The 13327-nt window shown below is 26.6% G+C and carries 6 protein-coding genes; 4 read left to right on the forward strand and 2 right to left on the reverse strand.

The window, feature by feature from the left end:
* Positions 1 to 33: 33 nt before the first annotated feature.
* Positions 34 to 7680, reverse strand: coding sequence for a beta-N-acetylglucosaminidase domain-containing protein (locus EXC66_RS01010; RefSeq protein WP_006886262.1), 7647 nt, complete (start codon positions 7678 to 7680; stop codon positions 34 to 36).
* Between the two features lie 281 nt (positions 7681 to 7961).
* Positions 7962 to 8222 (reverse strand): 30S ribosomal protein S20, encoded by a 261-nt coding sequence (gene rpsT, locus EXC66_RS01015; protein WP_006886263.1) that lies wholly within the window; start codon positions 8220 to 8222, stop codon positions 7962 to 7964.
* Between the two features lie 770 nt (positions 8223 to 8992).
* Between rpsT and EXC66_RS01020 the strand changes: the two genes are divergently transcribed.
* The 4 genes from EXC66_RS01020 to EXC66_RS01035 all read left to right on the forward strand — a co-directional run bounded on the left by EXC66_RS01020 (position 8993) and on the right by EXC66_RS01035 (position 13324).
* A complete protein-coding gene (locus EXC66_RS01020; RefSeq protein ID WP_006886264.1) occupies positions 8993 to 9643 on the forward strand; it encodes a hypothetical protein in 651 nt (216 codons plus the stop codon).
* 249 nt (positions 9644 to 9892) lie between these two features.
* On the forward strand, positions 9893 to 10342 hold the full coding sequence (locus EXC66_RS01025) for a hypothetical protein (protein ID WP_006886265.1): 450 nt from the start codon (positions 9893 to 9895) through the stop codon (positions 10340 to 10342).
* A 13-nt stretch (positions 10343 to 10355) separates the two neighbouring features.
* The gene (locus EXC66_RS01030; RefSeq protein WP_006886266.1) at positions 10356 to 12806 is read left to right on the forward strand and encodes a hypothetical protein; all 2451 of its coding nucleotides are present in this window, start codon (positions 10356 to 10358) and stop codon (positions 12804 to 12806) included.
* Entirely contained in the window at positions 12806 to 13324 is a 519-nt protein-coding gene (locus EXC66_RS01035; protein ID WP_006886267.1) for a hypothetical protein, read from the forward strand. The genes EXC66_RS01030 and EXC66_RS01035 overlap by 1 nt, the downstream gene beginning before the upstream one ends.
* Positions 13325 to 13327: the final 3 nt, after the last annotated feature.

Below are 13327 nucleotides of genomic sequence, written 5' to 3' on the forward strand. Positions count from 1 at the left end.
AATAGCACAAATGTTAGTTTGTGCTACTATTGTTTATTTTTTGCCTTTTTTACTTTTGAATAGTATGATGAGACCAACTGTTGCTATTACTACTAATCCGCTAATTACACTACCAATAATAATTCTTGTTCTCTTAGTTCTTGCTGTTTTTTGTTCTTCTTTTTGTTTAATTAATGAATTAACTTTATTGTTAAGTTCGTTTATAAGTTGTTTTTGTGTGTTCAATTTAGTGGTTGCACTTAAAATAATTTTAGATGAACTGTTTAGTTGGATTTTACTTTGTAACTCACTTAGTTCAGGTTCATCAGTTAAATTATTTTTAGTAATTAGGTCTTCAATTTCTTGTTTTAATGTTTCTAATTCATTAAATTGACTATTAATAAGTGTTATTCTCAAGTTTATTCAAAGTTGGTCATATTGTCTTACTAAATTGGTGTATTGATCAATTAGTTCTAAGAAAGAATCATCATAATTAAGATTATTAATTTGATTAATAATGTTTTGATATTGATCGATATTAAGTTGTTTTGATGATTCGTTCATTGTTGAATTTATCGATTCTTTAATTTTTTCTAAATTATCTCTAATAACATCTTTTGATAATGGAATACTTAGTAAAGGAAGAGTGACTAAGTTAGATTTTAAAATTTCATTTGCTTTTGTTGTTAATTGTACGATCAAGTTTTGATGAGTTTCTTTATCAGAATCAGGAATGTTAGTTACATCAAATGAGTTTATGTTCGTGATTTCTTGGTTTAATTCGTTTTTAATCGGATTTTGAATCTCTTGATTACTTAATAGTTCTAAAAATCTGTTTAATTGTGATAAATTAGATTTAATTCAATTTCTATTGTTAGCAACTCTCTTGTTTTGAATCTCATTTATTTTACTATCAATTTGAGTTTCAATCATGCTAAGTTCTTCAAGTGTATTAGAATTATTAACGTTGTTTTTGTAAGCGTCTAATTCACTTTCTGTTGAAATTTTATTTAATAATTCAAGTTTTTTATTTTGGATTTTTTGTTGAGTTTGAACTTGAAGTTTATCTTCCAGTAAAGCAATTAGATTTCTTATTTGAACTAAGTTATCGATTTGTTGAATTTGATCATTAGTAATATCTTCCTTATTTTCAATTTTATCCAATAAATTAGATGCTTTTTGTTTTAGTGTATTAATTAATTCTTCTATTTTTTGATCTACTTTTTGTTTGAAAGGATCGTATTGACTTAGTTCAACGATACTTCCTAATTCATCAACTAAGGCAGAAATTAGATTTTGATCATCAAGTTGCTCAATTTTTGATCTAATTTGTGCAATTTTTTGTTGTTTTAATTGTTCTTGTTGAATCTTGAATTTATCTTGAATTTCTTTAATTAAATCTTTTAAGACGTTTACATTATTTGTATTTTCAATTCTTGTTGCGTAATTTTCTTTGTTAATTAATTTGTCTAACTCACGATTTGCATCTGTTTTATATTTTGAAATCAACTTATCAACAATTTCTCTTAATTCGTTGTTTAATGTTTTAAGTTCATCTAATGTGTTTGAATTTTGAAGTCTATTAGTAAATGAATCTTTTTCTGATTCAAGTTGATTAATTAAGTTGTTATTTTGTGCTCTCAATTTGCTTATATTCTTAATTAACTCATTTTCTTTTTCTCTTTTAATTTGTTCTATATATTCATTTAATTTTGAGATTGATAAACTTGATAAATTATTATTTACATCATCTAATATAGAATTTTTTAGTTGTTGATTTTCTAATTCGGTTAAATTATCTCTAATTTTAGAAGCTAATTGTTCTTTAGTTTCTTGAATTTGATTTCTAATTAAATTAATGATGTTTTCTAGACTTTGAATATCGTTAGCATTATTTAAGTCATAAATGAATTCATTAATTTTTTCTTTATTGAGTAATTGATTAGCTAAATCAATTCCTTCATTACGTTTTTTGTCAATCTTATTATTAGATTCTTCTATTAGTTGATTTTTTATTTTTTCAATAATAACTTTTATTGTCTCTAGATTTTGAGCTTGATCAATTTCATTATTAATTTCTTCTTTATTATTTTCTAGTTTTTCAGCAAGTGATTTTGCGTATTGTTTGATGCCATCTAAATTACTTTGATCTTTTAACTGTAGTTCATCTGTTGCAGTTTTCATATTTTCGATTAATGAATCAATCTCTTCTTCTAAAATTTTATCTGGGTTAGCGACAAGATCCTTAATTTTATTTGCAACTTCTAGATATTTATTGAACGATTCTTCTGTGTATATTTGCCCATCCTCAATCAATGTAGTCGCAATAGATTTTAATTTATTTATTTTATTAGCTTTTTCAGTTTGAGAATCATTAAGAGCTTTAGTTAGTCCTTCTATTGCGGCGTTTATAGATTCAATTGTTGAATCATCGCTGTTAACTTGTTTGTCAAATTCAGTTATTTTATCATTTAATTTATTTGATAAATTTTGTCATTGTGAACCATTTTGGTCGATAAATTTATTAGCTAATTCTTTGATTTTGTTATATTCATTGAACTTAACTCCTTTTTCTGAATCTACTAACTTTTTGTATAACTCATCATATTCAGAAATTAGTTTAGCAAATTCTTTTGGGTGAATTTTATCGGTTAATGAAGCTATATCATCATCGGATATTTTTTGTTTTATTTTAGTTACTTTTTCATGTAATAATTGATAATTTTCTTCTAAAAATCTATTAGGGTTTAATTTCTCAAAATCATTAACTTTTATTTTTAATTCGTCCTTGTTTTTAGGTGAAAATCTAAGTTTAGATTTAGCGTCCATTAATTCTTGATAGATTAAGTCAATAACATCTTGTGTTTCATCAGCTGAGTTAGCTATTAAATTTTTAGCTTTTGCTAAAGAATATTTATATTCTATGGTTGTCGATTCAACATAATATTCCAGATCAGTTATTTCAGAGTTAACTTCAGCTTGTAATTTGCTTATATCCCCTTTTAATCTTTTGTTTTGAATTATACTATTGATATTATTTACTAGCTTATCTAAAGTTTTTTGTGTGACATGTTCATAACTTAAAACTTTTTTAGCAATTTCAATTAAATTGTTTAATTTGGCTTTATCTTCATTAACTCAATTATCAAAATCACTTGGCAACTTTGTTAATTTTGTTAAAGGTTCCTTATTCAATTCAGAAGTTTCATCAGAGTCATATAAGGTCATCTCTTTAATTTGAGGTTTCTTATCTGTTCAATTTATTTTAACTTCTAATATACTTTCTTTTTCAGGTATTCTAAATGATATATTATCTATAGATAACTTACCTAGTTGATATTCTTTGACTACCCCAGTTTCGTTAGCTGTTTTTACTGTTACAGTTGCATCTGAATATTTATCAGTTGTAATAAATTGAATAAATTTACCTGGTTGTGGATCATGTTCGAAATATTTAATTTCTGAGTTTGACTCTTTTGGTTCATAATAAGTTGATAAATCTGAATCCATCATTTTTGATGGAGTTGTGTTCTTTGAACTTTCTTCTGCACCGCTAAATCTAGGATCGTTAGGAATAGATATATATTCACCATCATTTATTTGAATTTCATTAAATACCAACGAAAGGTTTGGATAATCTTTAGTTACTAATAATTTAATGTATCTAGCTTTTACTGGTTGGTTTAGGTCTTGTTCGTGTCCAAAATATCTCATTGCTGGATATTTGCTGTCTACTTTAATAGATTCTGAATTAACATTATCTAGTCTAGTGTTACGATCATCAACGGTAGGAATGTCAAATAACTTAGTGTAATTATTTTCAAGGTTTGTCGAATATAACACTTCGATATTTCTTGGAAAGTCAAGTGAATTACCACGTGCATAAATACGTAATTTACGTAAATCAATTTCTTTTCCTAAGTCATAAATTATGTAATTACCCTTTTTAGGTACCATTCCAAATTTAGTTGCACTACCAATATTTCCATCAAAGGCAGCCTTGTTTCATCTACTGTCACCTCATTTATTTATACCTTGACCAAAAGTAGTTTTGGCTAATTTACCAAATTCAAGAGTGTCTTCTGTTGTTATTACAACACTATCTAAAGTTATTGATTTACTTGATTCAGTTTCACTGTTATTTATTATTCTAATAAATCTAACAATTTTGTTTTTAATAGAATCTACTGAATCTGCATTTTCTCAAACTATACCATTTAGTGAAGTTTGTAATTGAGCGCCATTTAAATTGATTTGGTTTTTACTTACTTCTTTTATTTTTTCAAGTGTTTTTAAGTCAATTCCAACATATTGATCTTTATTTAGTGTAATTGTTTTAGCATCATTTCCTTGTACTACTAATTTATAATTATTTTCACTTCTTTGAACTAATAAATTGTTAGCTGGATTTTCAATTACATATTCTTTTGAAGGACGTCTTTTTTCATGTATTATAACATCTGCTAATTGTCATCAAGAATTAGTATTTTTTGTTGATGATACTCTTATTTTTGTGAAGTGATTTGTTAATTTTGATGCATCTACAGTATATTCTCTAGGAGCATTACTTTGTTCATCTATTTTGATTCACTCACCATTTTCATACCCTTCAATTTTTATTCCAGATATGTTATCTCCGTCACCTTGACGTACTATAATTTTTTCTATTTGCATTGATTTGTCAAAATCTATGACAAGGTTGCTATTAGCTTTAATGTTTTGATTTCTTTTTCCATTTTCTGTTACTGACATTCACGATATAGTATTTCTATTACCATCTAATACATAAGAAAGTTTATTGTTATTTGATCAGTCGTTGATTATACTATTTGTAGCTATAACCAAATTATCGCTTGAAATACTATATTTAACATTTTTTCTTGGTTCATAACCATATGCTCTAGCTTCTGAGATTCTTCATCAAACATTTTTATCTTTTCTATTTCTTACACGCATTTTTGTCGTGTTAGCATAACCAATCACACTTTGAACTCTTGAATTATTTATTTTACCATCTCCAAATTGTTTTCATGATTTAGAAGCATCATCATATCATTCAACAACTCCTTCATTAATTACATCATTAGCTGAAGAAATACCTTGTATAAATTCAAATTTAGTAACTTCAGTTTTTTGATTAAAATGAAATTCTACCGATTCATCTTTTTTTATAGAATCATTTTTTGGTTGCTGATCTGTTTTAACATATAACTCAATATTTTCTGCGTTATCTATTGCGTTTTTTGGTTGTGTTCCATATACCGCTTGTAATTTATCTAATACAACATTATTAAATTTGATAGGTTTAGCTAGTTCAAGATCTTTAAGTTCAGGTTTGTTAATTTGAAAACGGTTAACATCGATTCATTTTGTTCCGCCATCATTTTGTGTAGAAATTAATCTAACAGCCTTAACGTTTCTTATTTTTAAGTTACCTACCTCAATAGGTTCAATTGATCCTTCGGGTCTAAAATATACTTCACCATTAATGTCTTTTCATTCTGTTTGACCATTTAGTTGATATTGTAGTTTAGATCTAAAGAAATGTCTTCTTCCAGTACCCATTTCAATTGATACACTATTTAATTCAATTGGTTTACTAAACTCAGCGCCAATGTAGTCATCTTTTTTGACAAGATTAGGATTTGTGAATTGAATAGGCTGAGGCTTGTCTAGATTAAATACACCATTTAAGTTGCCGCTACTTGGATTTTTAAATACATTAGAAGTTCAAGTTGTGGTATATTTGTTTTTATTTAATACTTCATTTAGGTATTCAAATGTAAAATTATCTAATTTGGTTAAAAAAGGTTGAATGTGTTGAGCACCTACTTCAGCATTCTTAGATTCTGAAAGATATGAGAATTTATGGTTATTTCTAGCTGAGTATAACTTAGCTTTAGCTTGAGTATATAGTGAATTAATTGTATTGATATCTTCATCTTTTATTTTCACCAATATTTCTAAATAGAATAGTGCAGCTTGTGTAAGATCTATTCATGATTCTAGAAATGGTCTAATTTGCTCAACTAGTTTTTTGTTATTTGCTTGTTCAATAAATAAATTTGCAGCATCCCCTAATTTTGCAAATTCAGCAACCAAACCGTGAACTTCATCTTTTGTGTATGATTTTTCAGTTAATTTATTTAATAGAGCTGTTAATTTCGGTGCTAATTCAATAGATTCTTCTAACTTTACAACACGACTGTCCATTTTTTGGTTGATCATGTGTTTTGAAAGTTCCCTAAATGCTCTTGATACCGGTGTATCAAATGCTGATTTATTGTCAATGTGTTTAAATGCATCATCTCAAATTTTGTCGGCATCATTTCTATCACTTCATTTGTTTCATGAATATGATGCTGCACCAAAAATCGCAACTTTTGATGGTTCTGATTGTTGCATTGGGTTTAGAATAATACCTTCAATGTTTTCTGGATTAACATTAGCATGTAAAAATTCTTTGTATCCACCCATAATTAAGTGATTCTTTGAATTATCAGTACATGGCCAATTTATTCATAACATCGGACTTCTTCCGACTTTACCCTTAAATGAATCAGTAAAGTTTTTTGATACTTCACCTCATGTTTTTCCACCAGTCATAACTATTTGAACTTCTTGTGGAAATCTTTTGAAATATTCTTGTCCTCAACCTCCATACTCTCTTACTACATATGGTAATGTTGTTTTTAAATCGGGATATTGAGTTTTCTTAAGTTCTTTAAGTCAATCCACAATTTCATTAAGTAGTTTAACTTGAAAATCTTCAGCTATAGCTGAACCAATATCATCAGCCAAAATAGCTATTTGTCTTACACCTGCTTTAATAACTTGTAAAAATTTAGCTTTGAGTTTTTCTTTTTTATCTTCAACATTACCATTATCCAGACGATTATGCATAAATGGGTGAAGGGCATAAATAAATCTAACTTTAGACTTATTACCGGCTTCAGCAATTGGCTTTATAACACGTTCAATTTCTTCATTAGTGTATAATTCAGCTCAATTTCTATTGTGTTTTGGATCATCCTTAGGAGCGTAGAAGTATGCATTAAGTTTGTAGTAACCACCTCAAGTCATATAATTAATTCTATCCTCAACACTTCAAGGATTACCATAATACCCTTCAACAACACCCCTTGTTTTTACGTCTGCATAGTCTTCAATTTTAAGATCTTCAATTTGGTGTCCTTGAAGTTGATTGAAAATATGCCAAAGTGTTGTGACACCATAAAATGTTGAATCAACTTCATTTCCATAGATTGCAATAACATTATTTTTAATACTCAATAAATATGAGTCTATCTTATCCATTAAACCATCCTGATAAGTGATGTTTTGTGATTTGATATAATTATCGACAAAGGTATCCCTATTATCTTTAGTACCTAAAATAAAGTTTGTTTTATCACTATCAATTCTTCTTGTAAAGTTTATATCAGTAATACCTTGCAACTTAAGTGTTTCTTTTAACCTTGTAATTGTGTCTTGATCAATTCCATCTTCAACCACAACATTTACAGATTGAGTTATCAAAGATTGACTTCCATCATATGAAATATTATGGGGATTAGGGTAAATTTCATATTTATTTTGTGTTTCTTTAGAGTTGGTGTTAGCAGAAACTATTCCTAATGATAATCCAGCAATTCCTGAACCAATTGTAATAATGCTTAACGCTTTATTTTTCTTTTTCATTTTGACCTCTTTTAACAATTTTAATATTTGTATCAACAATTTAATTTTATAATGAAAATTCACCAGTTTTAATGTTTTTTTTTTTTTTTTTTTCATTAAGTTAAATTTTTATTCAAAAAAACAATAAAATTTAGCTTTTTACATATTTATTGTTAATAATCGAAAGACAAATATGAAAATTTTCATATTTACAAAGATGATAAAATTTCAATGAGTAAAAAGTCTAAATAAAAAAACATCATAGAATTTATCTATGACGTAAGTATTTTTAGAATTAGTAACTATTTGTTTTTGTTTACAAATTCATCAAGTCTTGATTGTTTTCTTGCACCTTTATTTGGGTGGAAAACACCTTTTTGAACTGCTTTAGCAATGATTGAATGTGCATTTTGAACTAATTGTGCTGCTTTTTCATCTTTAGCAATAACAGCTTCACGAGCTGCACGTATTGCTTTTCTAACACGTGATTTCATAGCTGCATTTCTAGCTCTTGCTTTTTCAATCTTAGCAATGTTCTTAACCTTAGATTTAATATTTGCCATATTAGACCTCCCTTTTTCTTTTGAAAAATCTAAACTATTATATTATAAATTATAAAAAATGTATTTTTAAATAACAAATGTACTACAAAATTTTTAAAATTATTGAAGATGATCAGTTTGTTAAATATATTAATAAAATTAATTTATGAACAATTATAAATAATCACAAATTTAACTTATTTATAAGGTCATTTGTATTATGGTAAAAAATTTCATACTAAAAAAAATTCATTTTATTATAATATAACTTTAATGTATGGATAATAATTTAATTATAAGGAAAATTTTACATGAAGGAGATGTTGTGATACAAGGATCTCTTTCGCTTTACATACAAAATATAATATCAAGAAAGCTAAATGATATTGATATTTTGTTTTTAGATATTTATAGAACAAATCAGTATCTTGTTAGAAAGTAGATGATTCTAGTTATTTTATTAGACATATAGATTGAGATTGGGGATATTATTAATTAAAATAACTTTAAAAGCAACACATATATTAGTAAACGTCATCGAAGCAATTATATTTTTAGTTTGTTACACCTTCACAACACTTTTTGGTAGTCAGGTTAGTTTTTATACCTTAATACCATTATTAGTGTTCTATCCGTTAAATTTCCTTCTTTATATCCTATTCAAAAAGAAATTGACTCCTAAAGAGATAATTAAAAATAATATTTTTGTTTCCGTAGGTATATTGATAGTTTTTTACTTTTTCATATTACCTCTACAGGTAAATGATACAGTTAGAATATTATCTATCTCTATGAATGAAGAAAAACTTTTACATTTATATAATCACTACTATGGAATATCTCATGCTAGATTTATTTTAGTATTTATATTTATGCTTAGTATGATTTTTTCAAACAATTTACCAATTATAGTATTAGATAAACGCCAACTAAGTTTTAAACATAAAATAGATAAAAGTTCAATAAAAAACATAATATTTTATAGTTTTATCTTCTTTTTGATTATATTAGTAAGTATCGTAATTTCACTAACTGGTCAAAATTTTAGATTCAGATTTATTTCGATTGTAATTTTGACAATTATTTTTACAGCTATTATCAATATTTATGAAGTAATTAAATATTTTGTCCAAAAAAGAAATTACTTATTATATGAACAAATAACTCAAAAAACAATTAATCAATACTTAATTTCTTTAATTCTCGCCTGAATTCTAATGTTGACGATGACAATCAACTTTTCTACTATAAACTATGATAATTCAGAATATAATGAAATGTTTAATTTTTGAGTTCACTATAGAGCGATGATGTTTGGTGCTATAGGAATTGTTTATTTAATAATATACAGTGTAAAAATTACTTCTCATTTTTGAATAAATTCTTTTATCAAAACCAAAAACAAGAAACAAATAGCACAACTTAAAGGACTTAGGGATTAACTCCTAAGTTTTTAATTATTTTTATACTTCATTAAAACTTAATAATGTACTTCAAGTAGAATTATGGAAAATTTTTCATAGTAAAAAAATATCGAGATTTCAGAATTTTTATTAAATTTACCTTTTATACTATAAAATAGCATTATAAAAGCTTGACTGGTCAAGTCCATTAATCATAAGATTAAACAAGAAAAAAAGTTTTTATCCAATATTAATATTTATAAAAATTATAATATTGTAGGACATAAAATGAAAAAAATAGTAAAACACAAAAAGATTCCTTTTATTACTAAATTAAGATACTTATTTATTGGTAAAAGACCAACAGAGAGAAAGACTCTTCCAAAAATTCAAGAATATCTATATTTATGTTTTAACTCAATTTATATTTTATGTTTCACAATATACTTAGTAAATGTTTTGATTCAAAAAAGATTTGATTTTTCTATTCAAAAATTTTCAGAAGTTTTGATGGAATGACAACAAAATATTATTGTTAGAGCATTTGTTACATTATTCATAATGGTTTTGATTATAAATATAATTTTAGCTATTCATGTATTTTATATTATTAAGAAAACTGAATTTAACAGATGGATAGGATATTTATCAATATTATTCTCAATTTTATTGTTAAGTCCTTTTGCAATTGTGTTTTCGTATGTAGCATATGAAAAAAATCAAATAGCGTTTGAATAAAATAAGGAGAAATATGAAATTTAACAAATTTTCAAAATTAGTTATAGGTTTAAGTGGAGTAACTTCTTTAACAGCTTTAACAGCATTATCTGCAGCATGTGATAAAAAACAAACCCCTCAAGATCCTGGTAAAGGAGTTGTATCTGAGAACAAAGAGATCGTTATTGCTGTTGATGGTGTTCAAAGAGGAATGTATGACAACGTTGTTAAAGAGTTTAACAAATCTGAATACCACACAAAATTAGGTTACAATATCAAATTAATTGAAAAAGATGTGTGAAGTGCCTTAGATACTACAGTTGGTGCTACTGATACTAAAGCTGTTCCTGATATTTTCTATGGACCTCATGATAGAGTTACTTCATCAGTTCAAGGTAATACAGTTGTTGATTACAATGCTTTTTTACAAAACACTAAATATAGTGGTAAAAACATTTGGAAGGCAATTTTAGGTGATGGAGCTTCAGATGAATTAGTTAAAAGTTTAGTAGAATTTGGTTCTGTTGAAGGTATTGGTAAGAAATCAAATAATATAATTTCAAAATTTGTAGCGTTAAGACATAACCAAGAAGGAATAGTCTTAGCGACAAATAAATCACTTGCCGAAGCAAGAGAGGAACTTTCTAACCCAGAGAGTGATTCGATGGCTGAATTAGTAGCTAAAGGTGAAGCAATTTTTAGAATTCAAGACTTTTGATATGGAAATGGTATTCTTGGCGGTGTATTTGACAAATTGTCTAAAGAAAATCCAGAAAATAGAAACTATGACAACTTAATGTCTAAAGTTTTATATTCTTTAGGTGCTAAAATTACAACAGGATTTAATGGTGATAGCGATTCACAAAACTCACCTGAAGTAATTGAAGCATATAAAAAAGCTGTCTTTACTGCAGCTAAATTAGTATATCCAATTTTTGACGCAGTTTATAATAAAACACCTGAAGAATATAGTAAAACACCTTGAGGTAAAAAAGGTATTAAAGTTGAAACTTTAGAATCATTATTCACAAATGATATGGGTCAAGTTCAAAATACAATTTGAAACTTGCTTAAAGAGAAAAAGATTAGCTACGCAATGGTTGGAACATGAGACATTCAAAATACTCAACAAACAGCCAATGCACAAACCTTTATTAATACTATTAAAGTAACTGATGATTATGACTATATTCAAGCTCCAGGTTCATGAAGTTTCATGGTTAATATTAGAAATAACGCATATTCAGCTGCTCGTAGAGAAGCTTTAGTGGAAATTCTTAAATTAATTTATAGTCCTAAATCATGATTAGAATACTACAAGAGCGATTCTAAAATTCCATTTGTCGAAAAACAAAAAGAACAATTGATTGCAGATGCAAGAAATTACTCACAACCAGAAACTCAAAGATTATTAAAATTAGTTAAAGACAATACTGGATATGACACATTTGACGAATTTTCTGAAAAATTCGAGGAATATAAACCAGTATATAGTCTAAGTAAAAATAAACTACTAAAAGACTCTATGTGAGTAAAAGAAGTTAAATCAATTGCTGATGTTAAAGCGGCATATTTAAATGAATACTCAAAAGTTCCTGGATTTGATAAACAATTAGATAGTTTCTTAACTGATCAAACTAATAATGGATCAGTTATTGGTTTAAGAAATTACGAAGCAACAATTTTTGGAATTGATGTAAATGAAGAAAATAATCCTAACTGACTTCAATCATATATTCTTTCAAAAAGTGTATTCAATGAAACAACAGATCCATTATTTAATGAACTAGTTGAAGGAGATGGTTTCCACGTTAGAAAAATAGAAAAATTCATCTTTGGTGCTAACGGAGATAACGGTTCTGAAATCGATGCTTTATTCGCATCATTGTCTACAGCAATTAATGAAAATAAACTTGAAGAAAAATACAATGAAGTTATTGCTAAAGCCAAAAAAATCGCTTCATTTGCAGCTAATAAACCTAGTGATGAAGTAATCGAAAAAGCAACAAGACAATTATTCAACAACTACGTTTATGACGTTCAAATTCAAAACTTATCACAAAAAATTGTTAAAACCCAAAAAATTACTAAAAAAGATGGTTCACAATCAGAGTGAACAATTGAAAAAGCAGCTGCTATTTTAGAAAATATTCAAAAGTTAAACAGTATTGGAAAAATTATTGATGTTGTTACATCAACAAAAGAAATTTCTAATGGAGGATTAGGAGTTTTCAAAACTCAAAATTCACGTATTGACAGCGGTAACCCACAATTTGGAACAGTAGCTTGAGCAACATGAAATGATAAAACATTTGGTTCAAAAGAATTTATTAAAAGCATTCATGATAATGATGCAGATAAAAATGTATCTGAAGAAGAATTTGCACAAGCAATTTACAATAACTTAAGCAAGTTATTCAGAGATGGGGCTCGTGTAGTTGAAAGCTCTCAAAGTTCAACAGTTATTACATTTGATAATGAATAATGAATTACTATAAGAAACTAAAAAGAAACCTATCTAAAAGAGAATTTTATCTTTATGTTACTGGAATGTCATTTGTAACATTTGTTTCAGTATTTTGAATAGTTTCATTCTTTGTTTTCCCAATTTCTAAACCAGAAAATATTGATCCATCTTTATCTAAAGATCAACTAATTCAAGGTGCTAGCAAATACCTAAATAATTTTGCATTATCAAAAATATTATCTTACATAGCAAACTCATTAATTCTAATATTCTTCTTAATATATGTCTGATTACTTAGAGGTAAAATAAGTTGTGGATATGGATTCTATATAAGTTTTATAACACTATTCATTATTTTGGTAGGTATACCATTTATTCAATGAAATCAAATAACAACAAGCCAAAAATCCATTGGCTTGTTGTTATCATTTAGTAATTTATTTATAGCGATTACTCTGACGGTATACATGTTTGTATTATATAGAGATAGAAGAATTCAAGAATTTGAATGAATAAAAAACAAAGGAAGGAGATAATTT

The organism is Mycoplasmopsis anatis (assembly GCF_900660655.1).
Lineage (GTDB): Bacteria > Bacillota_I > Bacilli_A > Mycoplasmatales > Metamycoplasmataceae > Mycoplasmopsis > Mycoplasmopsis anatis.